At 59.6% G+C, this 20,367-nt stretch carries 17 protein-coding genes; 6 read left to right on the forward strand and 11 right to left on the reverse strand.

What is annotated here, in order from left to right:
• From AB2L51_RS06340 to AB2L51_RS06355, 4 genes are all read left to right on the forward strand, one after another.
• Positions 1-807 (forward strand): MotA/TolQ/ExbB proton channel family protein (locus AB2L51_RS06340; protein ID WP_400921178.1); only part of this gene is annotated, 807 nt, incomplete at its 5' end.
• Between the two features lie 3 nt (positions 808-810).
• Complete coding sequence (locus AB2L51_RS06345) at positions 811-1,236, forward strand: ExbD/TolR family protein (RefSeq protein WP_395583041.1); 426 nt, start codon at positions 811-813, stop codon at positions 1,234-1,236.
• Between the two features lie 70 nt (positions 1,237-1,306).
• Complete coding sequence (locus AB2L51_RS06350) at positions 1,307-1,738, forward strand: ExbD/TolR family protein (protein WP_166117222.1); 432 nt, start codon at positions 1,307-1,309, stop codon at positions 1,736-1,738.
• A gap of 16 nt (positions 1,739-1,754) precedes the next feature.
• Complete coding sequence (locus tag AB2L51_RS06355) at positions 1,755-2,984, forward strand: tetratricopeptide repeat protein (RefSeq protein WP_395581766.1); 1,230 nt, start codon at positions 1,755-1,757, stop codon at positions 2,982-2,984.
• A gap of 69 nt (positions 2,985-3,053) precedes the next feature.
• Here the strand turns inward: AB2L51_RS06355 and AB2L51_RS06360 are convergent, their stop codons facing one another.
• The 11 genes from AB2L51_RS06360 to AB2L51_RS06410 form a co-directional block, all read right to left on the reverse strand.
• Positions 3,054-4,544 (reverse strand): efflux transporter outer membrane subunit, encoded by a 1,491-nt coding sequence (locus AB2L51_RS06360; RefSeq protein WP_395581884.1) that lies wholly within the window; start codon positions 4,542-4,544, stop codon positions 3,054-3,056.
• A gap of 54 nt (positions 4,545-4,598) precedes the next feature.
• Positions 4,599-7,754, reverse strand: coding sequence for an efflux RND transporter permease subunit (locus AB2L51_RS06365; protein WP_395581767.1), 3,156 nt, complete (start codon positions 7,752-7,754; stop codon positions 4,599-4,601).
• Between the two features lie 4 nt (positions 7,755-7,758).
• On the reverse strand, positions 7,759-8,955 hold the full coding sequence (locus AB2L51_RS06370; RefSeq protein ID WP_395581885.1) for an efflux RND transporter periplasmic adaptor subunit: 1,197 nt from the start codon (positions 8,953-8,955) through the stop codon (positions 7,759-7,761).
• A 246-nt stretch (positions 8,956-9,201) separates the two neighbouring features.
• Positions 9,202-10,356, reverse strand: coding sequence for a rod shape-determining protein RodA (gene rodA, locus AB2L51_RS06375; RefSeq protein ID WP_395581886.1), 1,155 nt, complete (start codon positions 10,354-10,356; stop codon positions 9,202-9,204).
• A 4-nt stretch (positions 10,357-10,360) separates the two neighbouring features.
• Complete coding sequence (gene mrdA / locus AB2L51_RS06380) at positions 10,361-12,283, reverse strand: penicillin-binding protein 2 (protein ID WP_395581768.1); 1,923 nt, start codon at positions 12,281-12,283, stop codon at positions 10,361-10,363.
• Between the two features lie 19 nt (positions 12,284-12,302).
• Positions 12,303-12,866 (reverse strand): rod shape-determining protein MreD, encoded by a 564-nt coding sequence (locus tag AB2L51_RS06385; protein WP_166113869.1) that lies wholly within the window; start codon positions 12,864-12,866, stop codon positions 12,303-12,305.
• A gap of 4 nt (positions 12,867-12,870) precedes the next feature.
• Positions 12,871-13,785 (reverse strand): rod shape-determining protein MreC, encoded by a 915-nt coding sequence (gene mreC / locus AB2L51_RS06390; RefSeq protein WP_395581769.1) that lies wholly within the window; start codon positions 13,783-13,785, stop codon positions 12,871-12,873.
• A gap of 89 nt (positions 13,786-13,874) precedes the next feature.
• On the reverse strand, positions 13,875-14,921 hold the full coding sequence (locus tag AB2L51_RS06395; RefSeq protein WP_095350065.1) for a rod shape-determining protein: 1,047 nt from the start codon (positions 14,919-14,921) through the stop codon (positions 13,875-13,877).
• 216 nt (positions 14,922-15,137) lie between these two features.
• Complete coding sequence (locus tag AB2L51_RS06400) at positions 15,138-16,727, reverse strand: 2-isopropylmalate synthase (RefSeq protein WP_395581770.1); 1,590 nt, start codon at positions 16,725-16,727, stop codon at positions 15,138-15,140.
• Between the two features lie 134 nt (positions 16,728-16,861).
• A complete protein-coding gene (locus tag AB2L51_RS06405; RefSeq protein ID WP_395581771.1) occupies positions 16,862-17,032 on the reverse strand; it encodes a hypothetical protein in 171 nt (56 codons plus the stop codon).
• Positions 17,033-17,043: 11 nt separating this feature from the next.
• Positions 17,044-18,096 carry a COX15/CtaA family protein gene (locus AB2L51_RS06410; protein ID WP_253530757.1) on the reverse strand — a complete coding sequence of 351 codons (1,053 nt, stop codon included), beginning with the start codon at positions 18,094-18,096 and terminating at the stop codon, positions 17,044-17,046.
• Positions 18,097-18,214: 118 nt separating this feature from the next.
• Between AB2L51_RS06410 and AB2L51_RS06415 the strand changes: the two genes are divergently transcribed.
• The gene (locus AB2L51_RS06415; protein ID WP_395581772.1) at positions 18,215-18,895 is read left to right on the forward strand and encodes a TVP38/TMEM64 family protein; all 681 of its coding nucleotides are present in this window, start codon (positions 18,215-18,217) and stop codon (positions 18,893-18,895) included.
• A 136-nt stretch (positions 18,896-19,031) separates the two neighbouring features.
• The gene (locus tag AB2L51_RS06420; RefSeq protein ID WP_395581773.1) at positions 19,032-20,303 is read left to right on the forward strand and encodes a multidrug effflux MFS transporter; all 1,272 of its coding nucleotides are present in this window, start codon (positions 19,032-19,034) and stop codon (positions 20,301-20,303) included.
• Positions 20,304-20,367 lie beyond the last annotated feature (64 nt).

Raw genomic sequence — 20,367 nt, forward strand, 5'->3', positions numbered from 1 at the left:
GCCGATGGCGCAGCAGCCCCGACCCCGGCCGCCGCTGCGGCGGCGGAAGCCCCCGCACCGGCCGCCAAGGATGACGCCAACCCCTACGGCCTGTCCGCCCTGTGGTCGAATGGGGATATTATCGCCCGTGGCGTGCTGCTGATCATGCTCGGCATGTCGCTTGGCACATGGTTCATCATGATCACCAAGTTCATCGAACAGGGGCGTCTGTTCGCCGCTGGCAAGGATGCCACCAAAAGCTTCTGGACCAAGCACAGCATTCAGGAAGGGGCTTCCGCACTCTCCCCGTCCTCGCCGTTCCGCTATATTGCCGATACCGGCATTACAGCTGCCGAACACCATGAAGGCACGATGCAGGAAGCCATTGACCTGCATAGCTGGACCTCCATGTCCATCCAGCGCGCGGTGAACAATATCCAGAACAGCCTGCAGAAGGGTCTGGCCTTTCTTGGCACCGTGGGGTCCACCTCTCCGTTCATCGGGCTGTTCGGCACGGTCTGGGGCATCTACCACGCACTCACCGCCATCGGCATTGCCGGTCAGGCGTCCATCGACAAGGTTGCAGGCCCTGTGGGGGAATCCCTGATCATGACCGCCATTGGTCTGGCAACAGCCGTGCCTGCGGTGCTGGGGTATAACCTGCTGGTGCGTCGCAACAAGGGGGCCATGGATCAGGTGCGCGACTTTGCCGATGACCTGCAGTCCATCCTGATCGGTGGCGTGCGCCATGGTGCGGCGGCGGAGAGCGTGCGGGTGAATGCCGATAACTCCCCGACCACGGTGACAACCTCCAACCGGGTGGGCTGAACCATGGGAATGCAGGTTGGCAACGGAGGAGGGGACGACGAAGTCGTCTCCGCCATCAACACGACCCCTCTGGTGGATGTGATGCTGGTTCTGCTGATCATCTTCCTGATCACCATTCCGGTGGCCACCCATACGGTCAAGGTCAACCTGCCGCGCGACATGAACCAGCCCACACAGACCAAGGTGAGCAACGTGGTGCTGGCGGTTACGGCGGATGGCAAGGCCTTCTGGGATGAAACCCCGCTGAAGGACCAGGCTGACCTGCTGGAGCATCTGGAGAAGGTTGCGGTGGTCAAGCCGCAGCCGCAGATCCAGATCCGTGGGGACATGAAGGCGCGGTATGAGACGGTCGGCAAAATGGTGGCGGCCTGCCAGCAGGCTGGCATCTATCGGATCGACTTCATTACCGAGAAGCCGAAGACCAACTGACAACGGTGGGCTGCGGCCCCCGTCCCCCGCGCGGCCTGTGTGGGGGCTGGAGTGAAGAGAGTAACTGATCATGGGCATGAATGTCGGGTCGGATAGCACAACGGAAGACGAAGGCATTGTCGACATCAACACCACGCCATTGATTGACGTGATGCTGGTTCTGCTGATCATGCTGATCATCACCATCCCGTTGCAGACCCAATCTGTTGCGATTGATCTGCCGCAGGGCAACCCGCCGCCTTCGACGGAGGAGGTTCCGGTTGTGACCCTTGTGGTGGATTTTGATAATACGATTACCTGGAACGGGCAGCCGGTCAGCAGCGAGGACGACCTGCAGGCCCATCTGCGCGAGATTGCCTCCGCGCAGCCAAAGCCGGAATTCCACATCCAGCCCAACCGGCTGGCGGATTACAAGACTGTCGTCCATGTCATGGCCGACGCACAGAGGCTCGGGGTCACCCAGATGGGTATCGTCGGCCAGGAACAGTTCGTCGATCAGTAAGGGAGTGAAGAAGATCATGACCATGCGTTTTGTGCGGGGCCTGCTGTGTTCCGCGACTGTTTTCTCTCTTGCCATTCCGGCCGTACAGGCGGCGGATACACTGAGCCAGCCTGTTGGCGTGGCATTGCAGCAGGCCCAGAGTGCTCTTGCGGCGCATAATTACGCCAAGGCCATGGAAGCTGTGAACACGGCCGATGCGGTTGCGGGTAAAAGCGCATATGAGGATTACACTATTGCGCAGATGCGGGCTGCTGTGGCCTCGCAGGCGGGCAATGTGGCTCAGGCAACCGCTGCGTATGAAAAACTGATCGCCTCCCCCCGCACACCGCATAACCTGAAAAACCAGATGCTGATGTCCGAAGGAAGTATGGCGTATAATGCCAAAGACTATCCCCGGGCCGCTGTGGCTATCCAGCGTTACCTCAAGGAAGCTGGTCCGAACCCGGCAATGGAAACATTGCTGGCACAGTCTTATTATCTGCAAAAAGACTATACCCATACACTCAGCGTTTTAACGCCGATTGTGTCCAGAACGGTCAAGGCCGGGCAAAAGCCCGTGGAATCGCAGTTGCAGATGCTGGCGGCAAGCGCCACGGCTCTTAAGGATTCCACCACGGCAACACATGCCTATGTTCTGCTGGCAACCTATTACCCTAAAAAGGAATACTGGGCACTGCTGCTGCACGAACTGGTCGTGAATACAAAAATTCCGGCGGCCCTGCAGCTTGATGTGTACCGTATTCGTCTGGCGGCCGGGGACATTTCCACCGCGCGCGATTTTATGGAAATGACCGAAATTGCCATGCAGGGCCATATGCCCCAGCTTGCGCTGGACCTGATGAATCAGGGATATCAGCAGGGTATTCTGGGGCAGGGGGCAGAAGCGCCCAGACAGGCACGCCTGAAGGCAATGGTGGAAAAAACCGTTGCTGCCAGAAAGGAATCCATCGAAGCGGATGAAAAGGCGGCTCTTGCCCAGACATCGGGCAATGAACTGCTGAATGTGGGGTATAATTACGTCACGTTCGGGCAGGCCCCCAAGGGGCTGGCGCTGATGCAGCAGGCCATAACCAAAGGGGTAACAGACCCCGATATTGCCCGCTTGCACCTTGGTCTGGCCCAGATGCAGGCTGGCCACAAGGCAGAGGCCATACAGACCCTCAAGAGTGTTGGCGGGGATAACGGAGCTTATGATATTGCCCAGCTCTGGGTGCTTAGGCTGGGGCAGCCAGCTGCCACGCATTAAACGTATGAAAAGAGAGAGTTCATAAAAAAGGCCGCTTCAAAGCGGCCTTTTTTATTGGGCAGGTCTGGCTTACCCGGCTTTGGGGGAGCCAGACTGTGGAGCCATCTGCTGTTCTGCGTGGGAATGGGTGGAGGTCGCCTGCCAGCCGCCGCCCATTGCGCGGTAAATGGTGACAAGGTTCTGGTATTTTGCAACCGCAACCGTAATCTGGGACTGCTGGGCCTGTAGATAGTAGCGCTGTGAATCCAGTGTGGTCAGGTAGGAATCTGTCCCGGTTTCATACCGCAGTTTGGCCAGACGGTAGGCATCGCCCGAAGCGAAGACCAGATTATCCATCTGCTTTTTTTCGTCCAGATAGGCTTTGCGGGCGGCAAGAGCATCGGCCACTTCGCGGAATGCACTTTGCACCGTTTTTTCGTAAGCGGCAATTTTGCCGTTACGGGTTGCCTTGGCCACCTTGAGGTTGCCGCTATTCATCCCCCAGGTCCAGAGTGGGATCTGAAGATTGGGGTTCAGGCCCCATGTGGTGGCCGCCGCCGTAAACATCTTGTGGAACTGCAGGCTGGAAACACCATCCGTTGCCGTGAGCGTCAGGCGGGGGAAGAACGCGGCACGGGCCGCCCCAATACTGGCCTGGGACGCCAGAAGATCATGTTCTGCCGCGACAATATCGGGTCTGCGGGTCAGCAGGTCCGATGGCAGGCCAGCGGGCAGGTCGGCCAGAATGGACTGTTTGCCCAAAGGTAGGGGGGCGGGCAGGTTTTGTGGAATGGGTGCGCCAATCAGCAGGGTTATCAGGTTTTCATCCTGCTCCACCTTGCGGCGGGCATCGGTCAGCAGGGTAGCACTTTGCTGCACCTGTGTTTCCAGCTGTCGTACGGTCAGCAGGTTTTCTTCGCCGTGGGCGTATTTGTCCTGTGTCAGCCTCAGGCTGTTCTGCTGGCTGGCCAGCGTGCTTGCCGCCAGTGCCTGCGTGTCCCGGTCGCCCAGCCATGTAATATAGGCCATGGCTACCTGCGAGACGATGCTGATGACCATGCCACGCATGTTTTCCTGCTGGGACAGGGCACGCTCGGCGGCTTCTCTGGTCAGGGAGCGGATACGCCCGAACAGGTCAATCTCGTAGGAGGAAAAACCAATCCCGCCCGAATAATAGCGGAACGGGTTTCGAGCCATGCCGCTGCCGGTTTTATCGGTATCCAGCCCAGGTGCAAAGCTAAGCCCTGCCGCATCGGATGGTGCCTGATACATTGGCCCACCCATGGCGGAAATGGTCGGGAACAGGCCCGCATGCTGCACGTCATACTCGCCCTGTGCCGTGGCGATATTGGCGGCAGACGTGCGCAGGTCCCGGTTTTCACGCAGGGCAATGGTGATCAGGGCCTGCAGGCGCGGGTCTATAAAGAACTCGCGCCAGCCAATATCCGCTGCCACTTCTGGCAGCAGCCTGTCCCCGGTCTTGGCATAATCGGGCCATGTTGTGGCCAGTGGGGGTGTGGGGCGCGTGTATTTGGGGATCATGGTACACGCGGAGAGTGCCTGTGTTGTTGCAACGGCCATAACAACAGCACGGAGCCGCAGGGAGCGACGGAAAAAGGACTGAGGCACCATATCTTATTCGTTCCCTGTTGCGGTCTGGGCGGGGGTGGTGGCCAGTTTGCGTTCGCTGATGCGTTTGACCTTAAACACACGCAACACCAGAACAAAAAAGACCGGCACAAAGTAAACGGCCAGAAGTGTTGCAGTGGCCATGCCCCCAACCACTGCGGTACCAATGGCCTCGCGGGATGCGGAGCCAGCCCCGGCGGCAAGGGCGAGCGGGAACACACCCACAACAAAGGCGATTGAGGTCATGAGAATGGGGCGCAGGCGTTCGCGCGATGCGGTAATAACCGCGTCTTCCAGAGATTCCCCACGTTCAAAGGCTGCTTTTGCAAACTCCACAATAAGAATGGCGTTTTTAACAGCCAGACCAACGGTGGTGAGCAGCCCGACCTGAAAATACACGTCGTTGTTCATGTCGCGCCACAAGGTGGCGGCAATGGAGCCCAGAATACCCAGAGGAATAACCAGCATGACCGCAAACGGAATGGCCCAGCTTTCGTAAAGTGCGGCAAGGCACAACAGAATAACCAGACTGGCGAGCGCATAGAGTGGTCCGGTGGAGGAGCCGGAGGAAATTTCCTCAAACGAGAGGCCGGTCCATTCGTAGCCTATGCCTTCTGGCAGTTTTTTCAGAATATCCTTGATGGCGGCAAGGGAATCACCCGAACTGTAACCGGGTGCGGGCTGGCCCAGAATTTCAAAGGCGTTAAAACCGTTGTAATCCTCAACCTTTTGCGGGCCGGTCAGCCAGTAGCCGTGAATAAAGGCATCCAGCGGGGCCAGCGTATTGGTGCTGGTGCGGATGTACCATTTGTTCAGGTCCTGCGGCAGCATGCGTGAATCCAGGTCGCCTTGAATATAAACCTGTTTTACACGGTCATCTCGGGTGAACTGGTTCACGTAGATCGACCCCAGTGCGCCTTCGATTGTTGTGTTGATGTCATCAATCGTAATGCCCAGCGCATTGGCTTTTTCGCGGTCAATATCCAGATGATACTGCGATGCGTCTTCCATGCCATTGGGGCGCACGGCAAGCAAGCGGTGGTCCTTGCTGGCAAGGCCGAGCACCATGTTACGCGCAGCCAGCAGCTTTTGGTGGCCAAGGTGTCCGCGGTCTTCCAGCTCAAGGTCAAACCCTGTGGCGTTACCCAGTTCGAGCACGGCAGGCGGGTTGATGGCAAAGATCTGGGCGCGTGGGTCAAACCAGTAGTGCATCATGATCCGTCGTGCGATGGCGGATGATGTCTGGCTTGCAAGGGGACGGTTTTTCCAGTCTGTCAGGCGGATAAAGAATGCGCCCGAGTTCTGGCCCTGCCCGGCAAAGTTAAACCCGCTGATGGCATAAACGGATTCCACAAGTCCCTTCTCGGACTTCAGGATATAATCCGTAATTTCGCGGTTCAGCTTTGTGGTCTGCTCCATGGGTGTATTGGGGGGCAGTGTCACCTGCCCGAAAATAAGCCCCTGATCCTCGTCTGGCAAAAAGCCGCTGGGCAGGCGGGTAAACAGATAGCCCGCCAGAGCGCTGATCAGCAGGAAACAGGTAATGGACAGTGCCGTGGAGGAAATAAGCCTGCGCACGCCCTTGAGGTAACCATTGGTCAGGCGCTCAAAATTGCGGTTGAACCAGCCAGCGGGGCCAGTTGTTTTAACATGCGTGCCGGGTTTGAGCATGGTGGCGCACAAAGCGGGCGTAAGCACCATGGCCACCAGCACCGACAACCACATGGCGGAGACAATGGTGATGGAGAACTGCCGGTAAATAACCCCGACCGAACCGGAAAAGGCTGCCATGGGCAAAAACACGGCGGTCAGCACCAGCACAATGCCGATCAGTGCGCCTGAAATTTCGTCCATGGAAACGCGGGCCGCCTCGATGGGGGAGAGTTTTTTCTCCGACATCACACGTTCCACGTTTTCCACCACCACAATGGCATCATCGACCAGCAGGCCCACGGCCAGTACCATGGCCAGCATGGTGAGCGTGTTAATGGAAAAACCAAAGATGTTGAGCAGGCCAAAAGTACCCAGCAGCACAACCGGCACAGCAATGGTGGGGATAAGTGTTGCGCGGAAGTTCTGCAAAAATACCAGCATGACCAGAAAGACCAGCCCGATGGCTTCAAGCAGGGTGATGACCACTTCCTCGATGGAGAGGGTGATGAAGGGCTCCGTATCCAGCGGGTAAACGGTTTTCAGCCCTGGCGGGAAGAACTTTTCCAGATCGTCAATTTTGGCGCGGACTGCCGCTTCGGTCGAAATCTGGTTGGCACCGGGGGCGAGCTTGAGCGCCATGCCCGATGCCGGGTGATTGTTGTAGTAAGACGAGGTGTTGTAGGTCTGCGGTCCCAGTTCCACCCGTGCCACATCCTTGATGCGGACCTGCGAGCCGTCGGGCTGGACCCTGAGCAGGATTTTCTCAAACTCGCCAGCCGATGTCAGGCGGGTCGGGCCAATGATCGTGGCATCCAGACGGATGTCCTTACGGGCAGGCAGGCCGCCGAGTTCACCCGATGAAACCTGAATGTTCTGGGTCTGGATAGCGGTTTCAACATCCCGCACGGTCAGGCCGTAGTTGAACAGTTTGTTGGGGTCCAGCCAGATGCGCATGGCATATTCGGAACCGAAGAGCGTGTGGTCACCAACGCCGGTGACGCGGCTGAGCGGGTCAGAAATGTTGGAGGCCACATAATCGGCAATGTCCGAGCCGGTCATGGAATTGTTGGTGGAAATAAAGGCCAGCACCAGCATGAAGTTCTTGACGGCCTTGGTAATGCTCAGCCCCTGGGCGGTTACTTCCTGTGGCAGTTTGGGCTGGGCAAGCTGGAGCTTGTTCTGCACCTGCACCTGAGCAATGTCGGGGTTTGTGCCCTGCTCAAAGGTCAGGTCAATTTCCATCTGCCCCGAAGCGTAGGACTGGGCAGAGATATATTCCAGATGATCCAGTCCGAACATCTGCTGGAGTATGGGGCGCACGACCGTATCATTCACCGTATCGGCGGAGGCGCCGGGGTAGGTTACGGTAATGGCGATCTGGGGTGGGGCAATGCTGGGGTACTGCGCAATAGGCAGCCGCAGGATGGACAGGCCGCCAAACAGCATGATGATCAGGCTGATCACCCACGCAAAAATGGGTCGGTTGATAAAGAACCGCGAAAGCGACATGGATTTACTGCCCTTTTTGTGCAGGCTGTGCCGCAGCAGCGGGTGCGGTGTCGGTCTTGGGTTTGCTGTCCAGCACCGAGACCTTTGCTCCGGGGGTTATTTTCTGCGTGCCGCTGACCACCACGCGTTCACCGGCCTTGAGCCCGTCTGTCACCAGCCAGTTGGTATCTATGGCCATGCCGATCTGGATCTGGCGCAGGGCCACGGTGCTGTCGGGCTGCACAACCCATACCTGCGGATCGCCGTGGGTGTTGCGGCTGACGGCCTCCTGGGGGACGAGCAGGGCGTTGGGGTCAATCCCCTCGTCAAGCTGGGCGTGGACATACATGCCCGGCAGCAGCAGCTTTTGCGGGTTGGGCATGATCGCACGCACGATAACGGTGGAGGTTGTTGTATCCACGTTTACTTCGGCCAGCGCCATGTGGCCCTTGAATTCGTAAGTTGAGCCGTCTTCCAGCGTCAGAACCACGGGGACCTCGCCATTGGCCTGACGTTTGATGCGGCCTTCCGCCAGTTCACGCTTGAGGCGCAAAAGGGTAATGGCGGGCAGGTTGACGTCCACATAAATGGGGTCCAGCCGGGTGATGATGGCCGTGTTGGAGGTCTGCTCGGCGGTAACAAGCGCGCCCACCGTAATCAGTGTGCGGCCGATACGTCCGGAGATCGGGGCATACATCTTGGTGTAACCAAGGTTGACCTGAGCACTTTCCACCTGCCCCTGAGCGCTCTGTATCTGTCCCTGAGCCTGCTTTTCCGCGGCTACGGCGTCATCATAATCCTGCTGGCTCACGGCGTGCTCACGCACCAGCTTCTTGTAGCGGCGGACCTTCGCCTTTGCTGTGGCATCAAGCGCCATGGCCTGGGCCAGTTGCCCACGGGCGGTATCGTACACGGCTTTATAGCGGGCGGGGTCAATCTGGTAGAGCTGCTGGCCAGCCACCACATCCGAGCCTTCAACAAACAGGCGCTTGAGGACAACACCCGTGACCTGTGGGCGGACCTGAGCAATTTCAAACGCATCCGTACGGCCGGGCAGGCTTGTATGCACACTTACGGGCTGGGGTTGCATGGTGACAATGCCCACAGCCTGCGGGGGCGTCCGCGGTGCGCTCTGTTGGCGTTTGCAGCCTTCCAGCGCAAGCAGGGCAACCGTGCAAAGCAGGACCGGACGAAGAGAAAAAGTGTGTGTTGTCACTTTGATGTGGCCCTGTGTGTTGAAAGGTTTTCCGCACATTTCAGGCTTGGTCAGGCAGTGCAGGGGCTGGAAAATAGGCCATTTCCTGCCCTGATGGGAGCTTGAGCCGCAGGCCGCTTTGTGGAGAAAACAGAGTGGACAAATGAAGGTGGGGAAACAGTACTAAGTGTTACCTTTAGCATGCAAGCTAAAAGTGCAACCCTACCGAGTCAAGAGTAGATCAAACCAGAAACACAAGCTTTATCGCTGGTGTCAGGCTATGCGGCTGTTGCTTTCGTCCAGCCGTGTGTCTCTATGGACCCATGTTGAGAGGAGAAGGCCAAACCCCAGCATGACATTCAGCATGGCCGATCCCCCGTAGGAGACCAGTGGCAGGGGTACCCCCCCGACCGGAATTGCCCCCATGACCATGGAAAGATTGACCAGACAGTAAAAGAAAAAGTTCATGCTGATGCCAAGAGCAATCAACCGGCCAAAACGGTTGCGGCAGCGTATGGCCATGATCATGCCGCCCATAATCAGCAGCACCAGCAGGGCAATCACGGCTGAAGCACCGATAAAGCCCCATTCTTCGGCGATCATGGTGAAAATGAAGTCTGTCTGCTTTTCGGGCAGAAAGTTCAGCTGCCCCTGCGAGCCGTGCAGGTAGCCCTGCCCCCACATGCCGCCAGACCCAAGGGCAATCTTGGACTGGATAATGTTGTAGCCTGCTCCGAGTGGGTCGTTTTCGGGGTGGAGGAAGGTGGTAATGCGCGCCTTCTGGTAGTCATGCAGGTGCCCGTAGGCAAATTGCACAAGGGAGGGAAGTGGCAGAATAAGCAGAATGATCTGCCAGAGCCGCATGCCCGCCGTAAAAAACAGGGACGCGCCAATACCCCCGATAATGACCGCCGTGCCCAGATTGGGCTCCTTGAGCACCAGTCCGACAGGCACCAGCACCATAAAAGCGGGGGGAATAAGCCAGAGCGGGTTGCCCATGCGGGCATAATCCATGCGCGAAAACCATGTGGCCAGCACGGCCACAAGGGCGATCTTGGCAAATTCGGAAGGCTGTACCTGCAGCCCCCCGATCATGAGCCAGCGCTCGGCCCCTTTGCCAACATGGCCCATGTGCAGGACCGCAACCAGCAGTACGAGCGAGAGTGCATACATCCCCCATGATGCCCGCATGAGCAGGTGGGGGGGCAGCATGGCAATGGTGACCATCAGCACAAGGCCAACGGCAAAACGCGCGGCCTGCGGGGCTGCAAACGGGTAAGGCACACCGCCTGCGGCGGAATAGAGGGTGACGTAGCCAACACCGGCCAGCGCGCAGATCAGCAGCACATAAAGCCAGCTTATCCGCCACAGCTTGGCCATCAGGCGGAAGCTGGGCTCGGCCCGTAACAGGCGTTTGTGAAAACGGATGGGGTTATTCAAAGCTGTCATCCACAGCGGCCACGCTTTCAGGCGGGGGTGTGGTGTGGTTGGAAGGGTCGCGCAGGAGCGTGTCGCGCATGATGTTGCGCGCCAGTGGTGCGGCGGCGTCTGCCCCTGCGTTGCCGTGTTCGATCACGACCGATACGGCGTAGCGCGGCGCATCATACGGGGCAAAGCAGATGAACAGCGCGTGAGGCCGGTATTCCCACGGCAGGTTGGCGGAGTTGAAGTGCCCGCTCTCACGCAATGCGCGGGAGACGTGGCGCACCTGGGCCGAACCCGTTTTACCCGCCATGGCCATGCCCGGCAGGTCAAGCTGGGCCTTGGGGGCCGTGCCGTGGGGTTCGTTCACCACGGCAAACATGCCTGCCCGCAGGGCTTCCAGATATTTTTCGGGCATGTTTAGGCTGGGCCAGTGCTCGGGGCTGGCCATCGGGCTGAGTTCGCCATTAATGGCGCGCATAAGGTGGGGCTGCACGGCCCGGCCGGTGGCCATCCGGGCGGTGTAGGTAGCCAGTTGCAGGGGGGTAACCTGAATGAACCCCTGCCCGATGCCGCTGACAATGGTATCCCCCCCGTTCCAGTGGTGGTGGTGGGCCTGCCGCCATGCCGGAGTGGGGATGAGGCCCGTGCGTGTATGGGGGAGTTCAATATCCAGCGGTACGCCAAGGCCCATGCGGTGTGCGGTTTCAGCAATACGGTCCATGCCGATCCGGCGGGCAATTTCGTAAAAATAGACGTCGCAGGAGTATTTGAGCGCCAGATGCAGGTCAACCGACCCATGCCCCCAGCGTGACCAGCAGTGGAAGCGTGTGCCCCCCACATCCAGATGACCGGGACAGAAAACCCGGTCGGTGGGGGAGATCAGCCCCGATTCCAGTGCGGCCATGGCCACGGCGGGTTTGAAGGTGGAGCCCGGTGGGTAAACGCCTGCCACTGCCTTGTTAATAAGTGGAGTGTGCTGGTTGTTGGTCCATTCAATCCACTGTGCGTGGCTGACGCCGCTATCAAACAGGGATGGATCGAACGAGGGCGTACTGACCATGGCCAGCACCTCGCCATTATGGCAGTCCAGCACCACGGCGGAAGCGGTCTGGTCCCCTATGTGGTTGAGCACCCTTTGTTGCAGTCCGCGGTCTATGGTCAGGGAGATTTCTTCCCCCGGCACGCCTTCCTCGCGGTTCAGTTCGGAAATCACGCGGCCAACGGCGTTGACCTCCATTTCCACTGAACCTGCGGTGCCGCGCAGTTTTTCGTCCTGATTCTGTTCTATGCCCGCGCGGCCCACCCGCATGCCCGGCAGGGCCAGCAGGGTGGAATGCGCGACGTCGCTCTCGTTGGGGGGGGCAACATAGCCGATAATATGGGCCAGCAGTTCCCCTTCGGGGTACACGCGGCGTGTGCCCACATCAATCAGCACACCGGGCAGAGAAGGCGCGTTGAGTTCGATTCGCGCCATTTCATCCCAGGAGAGGAAGTCCCGCAGCATCACGGGTACAAACCGACGCTGGTGGCGCATCTCGCGCGCAATGCGGTTGCGGTCACGTTCATCAAGCGGGATCAGGGTGGAAAAGCGCTCTATGGTGCCGGTCACATCGGTCGTTTCCTCCGGCATCAGGAGTGCGCGCCAGTTTTCCTTGTTGTTGGCAAGGGCAATGCCGTAACGGTCCACAATGCGGCCACGCGGCGGAGCAAGCAGGCGCTTGCTTATGCGGTTGTTGGCCGCCATGCGGGCATAATGGTCACCATCATTGATCTGGATATGGTACAGGCGGCGCGCCAGTTCGCCCATGGCCCCGGCCTGTACCGCCATGCACAGCAAGGCGCGGCGGGTAAAGACACCGCGCGCCGGGTCCTTCTGGTCCCGGATCGGCATCAAGCGGCGGTTATCGCGTTTACGCCGCTTTAGCCACATGGGAGCGCCTCCCATGCGGTCATGGCGCGTCCTTCTCGTCCAGAATATGCAGGAACCACGAGAAAGTGGCGGAAAGCAACGGATAGACCCCTATGCAGAGCAAGGCTTCAAAAAAGGCGGGTGCGGGATCAAGCAGATGGAGCCGGAACAGGCAGGCCAGCGCCCACTGCAATGCCGCTGCAGCCGCTCCTACCAGTCCAAACAGGCACCACACCACTAAAAAATTCATCCGCATGAGACCAAAACGGGCATAACTGCCAATGCCATGCACCAGTAAGAGAATAAAGGCGCTCACCCCCAGCGGTGTAAACCCCACAAGGTCCATAAAAAGTCCAAGCAGGAACACGGCCAGCGAGGGCATGCCCGAAGGCCGCCACACGGACCAGAAAAAAATCGTGTTGATGACTATGGCCGGGAGCAACTCCGCCGCTCCGGGAACGGTAAGGGGGCCCGAGAAAAAAATAATGACCAGCGCCGTAAAAACGGACGGCAGAAGATGCCGCGCCGTACGGTCGAGTCGCTGGCGGGATGTGAGCTGGGTTCCGGTATCATGTTCCCAGCGGGGCTGGTGGGGGTCAGACATACCGCTATCCCTCCTGCCCCGGACCAAGCAGGGTTTTAAATGGCAGCGTCAGGGCACGGTGCGGGCGGGTCAGGGGCACATGGCCGGGGGCTTCTGGCGGTTCTATTTCGGATTGCCCAAAGTCAAACACGCGCAGCATGGTCAGCCTGTCCAGCCGGGCAAAAGGCTGCACCACGGGCTGGCCGGGGTGCAGGTAATGCACGCTGCCAATGGGAATACCAGAGGGAAAAGCCCCAGCCTGATCGGAGGTCACAACCCGCTCACCCTCTATGGGGCGGGTATCCTGCGAATAATAGAGCAGCCTAGGCAGGGGGGAGTTGTCCCCCACCATAATGGCTGCGGCATGGCTGGATTCCAGCTCTACCGGCAGGCGGCTGGCAATGTCGGTAATCAGCAGGATGCGGGCGGCATGCGCGCCGACTTCCGTAACCCGTCCGGCCAGCCCGCTGGAGGCCAGTGCTATGTTACCAGCCTGCACGCCGCTGGTCGTCCCGGCCACCAGCAGTACGGCGCGGGCGTAAATCCCCCCGCTATCGGCCACCACCCGGCCTGTTACAAATGCGGGTGTGGGTTCGGGTACCCAGTGCAGTTCGGTTTTGAGGGCGTCATTTTCCCGTGCGAGGGAGACCGCCACATCGTACCACCGTCGCAGATTGGCGTTTTCAGCGATCAGGCGGTGGTTTTCCTCCGCCAGATTACGGGCTTCCTGTATCCCGTGCACAAAACGTTCGCTGTCGGTCTGTGTGCGTGAGAGCAGGCCCCACAGGGGGGCAAGCACGTCAGTCACGCGCATACGCGCCTTGTCTGCCAAAGGGCGGTCGGCCTGCCCGGCAATAATGATCCCGACAGACATGAGCAGCAGAACTGGTAGAACCAGTTTGCTCAATGCCTGTCTTACCTGAATGGAAACCGGGACCATGGAAAACCGGATGCCCTTACTATCTGACGGCATAAAGAACCAGATTCAGCCACGTACCGCAAAGTGGCCGGGGTGGCTGAACCGGGGCGTTAGTACATGGTGGTCAGCACATTACGCAGACGCTTCATTTCTTCCAGCGCGCGGCCCGTACCCAGCGCCACGCAGGAAAGGGCGTCTTCCGCCACGGTTACCGGTAGCCCGGTTGCCAGACGCAGCACATCGGCCATGCGGTACAGCAATGCGCCGCCACCGGTCAGGACAATGCCCTTGTCCACAATATCTGCCGCCAGTTCGGGCGGGGTGTTTTCCAGCGCGGTCTTGACTGCATCCACAATCTGGCTGATCGGCTCCATCAGGCTTTCGGCAATCTGGGCCTGAGAGACCTGCACCTCGCGCGGGACGCCGTTGATCAGGTCCCGGCCCTTTACGTCCAGCCAGGGGCCACTGTCCTCCGGGTCATCGGGGGGGAGGGCCGCACCAAGGTTGATTTTAATCCGCTCTGCCGAGCTTTCACCGATCAGCAGGTTATAGGCCCGGCGGATGTAGGAGATAATGGCTTCGTCCATTTTATCCCCGCCAACGCGCACCGAGCGGGCATAGACGATGCCGCCAAGGGATATGACGGCCACTTCCGTGGTGCCGCCGCCAATGTCCACAATCATGCTGCCGGAAGGCTCGGTTACGGGCAGGCCCGCACCAATGGCGGCGGCCATGGGTTCCTCAATCAGGAAGACCCGGCGCGCACCGGCACTTTCCGCACTTTCCTGAATGGCGCGGCGCTCAACGGCTGTGGAGCCGGAGGGCACGCATACAATAATCTGCGGGCTGGCGAAGGCCCGGCGGTTATGTACCTTGCGAATGAAATGTTTGATCATTTCTTCCGCAACATCAAAGTCGGCAATCACCCCGTCGCGCATGGGGCGGATGGCGGCAATGTTGCCCGGCGTGCGCCCGACCATCTGCTTGGCTTCTTCCCCCACAGCCAGAAGCTGCTTTTTGCCGCGTATGTCTGCGATCGCCACGACCGAGGGTTCGTTCAGTACAATGCCACGCCCTTTGACATACACAAGGGTATTGGCAGTACCGAGATCAATGGCCATGTCCGCAGACATAAGACCGAGCAGACGAGAAAACATCCAGGACTCCTGGTTGAGGCGGCACTATGCGACTGTGCGGGAGGGGCTGGCAAACAAAAGGGACCCCAACGGTCGCTTTGGTCAATATATTTGCACGGATTAACGGGGCATAGCGAGGCAGACAAGCCCTCAGTTCATAAACTGCCGCATAATTTTCTTATGCGGCGGGGTATCTGCCTCGTTATCCGGGGGCGCAGGCCCCCAATGGGAGCCTGTTCAGGCGGTCAGGGCCTCGGGTGCGGTGCGCGCACGTTTGACCAGCAGCTTGTTCAGGGCATGCACATAGGCGCGCACGGCGGACACAACGGTATCCGCATCCGCGCCCTGACCATCAACCAGTTTACCGTCTTCTTCCAGCCGGACCGTGGTGCGGGCCTGTGCATCCGTGCCTTCCGTTACCGCGCCAACGCTGAACAGCGCCAGACGGGCTTCATGCGGGAAGGCCAGACGCAGCGCGTTAAAGGCGGCGTCCACCGGTCCGTTGCCGCTGGCGTTGGTCTGCACGTCCTTGCCATCGACCTGAATGGTCAGGTCCGCTTCGGAAGGTTTGCCCGAGGTGGATGTCAGGCTCAGGGCCGCAAAGCGGATATGGTCGTGGTCACGGGCTTCATCATCAACCAGTGCGACAATGTCATCGTCGTAAACGACCTTCTTGCGGTCAGCCAGATCCTTGAAGCGGGAGAACGCTTCGTTCAGGCGGGTGTCATCCATGTCCGCATAACCCAGTGCCTTGAGCTTGTCGCGGAAGGCGGCCCGGCCCGAATGCTTGCCCATAACCAGAGAAGACCGGCTCCAGCCCACGCTTTCGGGGGTCATGATTTCATAGGTCGCGGCGTTTTTCAGGACCCCGTCCTGATGAATGCCACTTTCATGCGCAAAGGCGTTGCGGCCCACAATGGCCTTGTTGGGCTGCACGTCAAAGCTGGTAATGGTGGCCAGCATGCGGGAGACCTTGAGCAGGTCGGTGGTCTGGATATTGGTGGTGTAGGGGTACTGGTCATGGCGTGTGCGCAGCGCCATCACAATTTCTTCCAGTGCGGCGTTCCCCGCGCGTTCCCCAATGCCGTTAATGGTGCATTCCACCTGCCGTGCGCCACCGCGCAGGGAGGCCAGCGTATTGGCAACGCCCAGACCCAGATCGTTATGATTATGGGCGGAAAAAATGACCTGATCCGCACCCGGCACACGTTCGCGCAGCATGGAAAAGATTTTTTCCATATCTTCGGGGGTTGCGTATCCGACCGTATCGGGCACGTTAATGGTGGTGGCCCCGGCCTTGATCGCGGCTTCCACACAGCGGCACAGAAAATCCGGATCGGTGCGGGAGCCATCCTCAGCGGACCATTCCACGTCATCCGTCAGGTTGCGTGCGGCGGTGTTGCCGGTGGTAATCAGGTCCAGAACGGTTTCCGGCTCCATGCGCAGCTTGTATTTCATGTGCAGCGGGGAGGTGGAAATAAAGTTGTGAATACGTTTGCGCTCTGCCGGCGCCAGTGCCTCGCCTGCGGCGGCAATGTCCTTTGCCCCCCCACTGCGTGCCAGTGCGCAGATAACGGCGCCTCTGGTGTGGCGGGCAATTTCGTTCACGGATTCAAAGTCACCCTTGGAGGCAACGGGAAAACCCGCCTCGATCACATCCACACCCAGTGTTGCCAGCGCTTCGGCCATGCGCAGCTTTTCGGCCAGATTCATGGAAAAACCGGGGGACTGTTCGCCGTCACGCAAGGTGGTGTCAAAAATAATGACACGCTCAGCCGTCATGCGGCCAAAGGATGGGTGATTGAAGCTGGACTGATCAGCAGACATGAAAAATGTTCCTGAATTGACTTTGGTCTGGCGCTGCCAAAGGCTTGTCACGCCTTATGTTTGCCTGTGCCGCACACAGGCGCTCTCACTTGCAAAATCCCCTGGGCGCGGCAGCACATGGCCACCCGGATCGCTCAGGGGCTGATAAGTCGAAGGAGAAGGTCCAGACGAAAAGCCACGCCGCCCTGAGCCGCTGTTACGCGGGTCTTGAGGGAATCGGACATGAACCGGTCGGAGATCATGCCCGATAGAATACCGTCCTGTTTTGTCAGCGCAACAGGAAAATGACCGGCGTGGGAAATCATTCGGCTCTGCTTCAGCCCTGCGGCCTGCCACGGCGCAGGGTGTGCAGCACATACAGCATGACCCCCAGCAGCACGGCGGCAAAGGTCTGGTGCACGGCCCCGGCCCAGACCGGCACAACCAGCAGCAGGGTGGTAACCCCCAGCGCGTACTGCACCAGTACCGCCCAGCCGAGCAGGATAATGCCATTTTGCGCCTGTGGGCCAAGCCCCGCACCCCGCCGCAGCCCGGCCAGCAGTACCGCGCCAATGCTCAGTGCGGTCAGGGTGGCCAGCAGGCGGTGGTCAAACTGGATGGCGGCCTTGTTGACGATCCAGTTCATCCACAGGGGGGAAAGCTGGGCGTAGTCAGCCGGAATAAGGTGCCCGTCCATGAGCGGGAAGGTGTTGAACAAAAAGCCCGCATGGGTGCCCGCCGTAAAGCCGCCCGCAATAATGGTGATGCATAGCAGCCCGATACTCAGGCATGCCAGACGCCGGGTGAGTTTGACACCGGGTGTAAAGGGGGTGGGTTCAGGCTGGGGCCAGCGGATGGAAAATGCAGTCCACAGAATGGCCCCATACAGCAGCAGGGCGGCACTCAGATGCAGCACGAGTCGTACCGGCTCAACCGCCGTGCTGTTGGCCCGGAAGCCTGAGGCAACCATAAACCAGCCAATGGCGCCCTGAAGCGCTCCGAGAATGAAAAACACGAACAGGCGCACGGCAAGGCGGCGGGTGATCATGCCCCGGATAACAAACCAGACCAGAGGCGCCAGCAGCACCAGCCCCATAAGGCGGCCCCAGAAGCGGTGGATCCATTCGGCCCAGAATATTTTCTGGAATCCTTCCAGCCCGAACCCTTCATGCTGGAGGTGGTACTGGGGAATGGTCTGGTACAGCGCAAACAGCCGCTCCCACTCTGCGTGGGACAGGGGCGGGATCATGCCGCTCACGGGCTGCCAGTCCATAATGGACAGGCCAGAGCCGGTCAGGCGGGTCACGCCGCCAATGGCGATCATGCCCAGCAGCATAAAACACAGGAGAAACAGCCAGCCCGAAATCAGGCGGCGGTGGGCAGGCGTCATGTCTTGCTGGCGCTGGGGCGTGATGGGCATGGCACTCTTTCGCGCTGGGGTTAAACTTTATGGCTAGGGTTTACAGCCAGCTTGCGGGCCGCGGCAAGAAGATGCTAGCGCCCAAGGAATGGAACCAGCCACTCCTGCACCGGAGCAGCCCGCCAGGGTCGTGTTCAAACCTTTGCTCATGCTGCTTATTCTGGTGGTGGGGGCAATCGGGTTGCGGCATGTGCCTGCCCTGGAGCAGGTGCTGGGCAGTACGGATATGCTGCGTGCGGGCGTGGGCGGTCGGCTGGTGTTTGTGGCAGGGGCAACGGTCTGGTGTGCTTTTGGGCTGCCCCGGCAGGTTGCCGGCTTTGCCGCGGGGCTGACCTATGGTGTGGCCGAAGGGCTTGCCGTGATTACCATAGCGTCTACATTAGGATGTGTGGCCGGTTTTTTATGGGCCCGCTGGGGTGGTCGTTCATGGGCGCAGGCCCGCCTTGGGCCACGGTTTGAAAAGCTGGATGCGTTTTTAACCCATAAGCCCTTCCTGAGTATTCTGACATTGCGCCTGCTCCCTGTCGGGTCGGCCCTGCTGCTCAACCTGCTCGGAGGGGTGTCCGGCGTGGCTCTATGGCCATTTGTTGCGGCAACCCTGCTGGGCGCGCTACCCCAGAACGCCGTTGTGGTGCTGCTGGGGGCTGGCGTGCAGGTGGGGGCTGCCTGGCAGTATGGTGCGGGGGCCGGGCTGTTTGCCTTTTCTGCCCTGCTGGGTCTGTGGCTGTGGCGGCACGCCCGTATTGCCCGGGCCAGTGCGCAGGGCTAGCCCGGAGCGTTGTGTGCGGGCAGTCCACCAGTGCCTGCCTGTTGTGGCCCCGGCCCTGTTCCTCAATAGTTTTTCCATTATGGGATGAATTTTTTTTGCGGCACTTATTGCATACGGCACACCCGGAGGGCCGGGTATGACGTCTTCTCCCTCCCCCCCCACGGTGCAGGGCGCGCCGGGGCCGGTTTTTGCACAGGGTGTGCCGGGCTGGCTGTCCCTCCTGCTTGGGTTCCTGACTGCTGTTGGGCCTATTTCCACTGATATTTATCTGCCCGCCTTCCCGGCCATGGAGCAGAGTTTTCATACCAGTGCGGGTAATGTGCAGTTTACGCTGGCCATCTGGTTTGTGGGGCTTGCCATCGGGCAGTTGAGCGTAGGACCGCTGGCAGACCGGTATGGCCGGCGCATGCCCCTGCTGGTGGGGAACATACTCTATGCGGTGGCGTCTGCCGTCTGTGCATTTGCGCCGGATATCACGTTGTTTTCCGCTGCCCGGTTTGTGGCGTCTGTCGGGGCGTCGGCCAGTCTGGTGGTGCCCACCGCATGTGTGCGTGATGTGGTGTCCGACCGGGCGGCGGGGGCACGCATGATGTCCCGCCTGATCATGGTCATGGGGGTGGTGCCTATTCTGGCCCCCATGCTGGGTGGTCTGGTGGTGGAGTTTGTATCGTGGCGGATTATTTTCTGGGCTTCGGCGGTGTACGGGCTGGTCTGCGTGGGGCTTGTGCTGTGGGTCCTGCCTGAAACACTGCCTTACCAGAAACGCCAGAGCCTTTCCGCCATGACCCTGCTTACCCGCTATGTGGGCCTGCTGGGGGACAGGGGTTACAGCATTTACGCCCTGATCACGGCGTTTTCGACGTTTATGAGCTTTAGTTACCTGACCGCCGCGCCGTTTGTTTTTGTGCAGCTTTTCCACTTTTCGCCATTGCATTTTTCCATGCTGTTCGGCGTCATGTCCGTGTTCATGATCGGAGCGTCACAGGTTAATGGCCTGCTGGTCGGACGGGTGGACCCGGCCCGTCTGTTGCATGGGGCTGTGGTTCTGTCGGTTCTGGGTACGGTGCTTATGGTGGGGGTTGGCGTGTGGGGGGGCTGGTACGCGCCTGTGGCGTACAGGTCGTATGAGGTGTGGCTGGTTATTGGGGCCATGGTCATAGCCCTTGCGCCAACGGGCATTATTTTCCCCAATGCGATGATGATGGCTCTGGCCGACCACCCGGCTCAGGCAGGCGCGGCATCCGCCCTTGCGGGCACATTGCAATACGTGCTTGGTGCATTGGCCGGGGTGGTGGTTGGCCAGTTTGCCGCGACATCTTCGGTACCAATGGCTGGCTGTATGGGCTTTGGTGCGCTTATGATGCTGTGTATGCACACGTTCCGTCCCGCTTTGCATGATGTTGCCTGATCCTGCATGGGCAGCCATGCCTTGCCCGGTTAAGATCAAGCTGTCATGCCCACGGGGATGGCAG

Origin of the sequence: Acetobacter fabarum, from assembly GCF_040702925.2 — a bacterium.
In the GTDB taxonomy this organism is placed as follows: domain Bacteria; phylum Pseudomonadota; class Alphaproteobacteria; order Acetobacterales; family Acetobacteraceae; genus Acetobacter; species Acetobacter fabarum_B.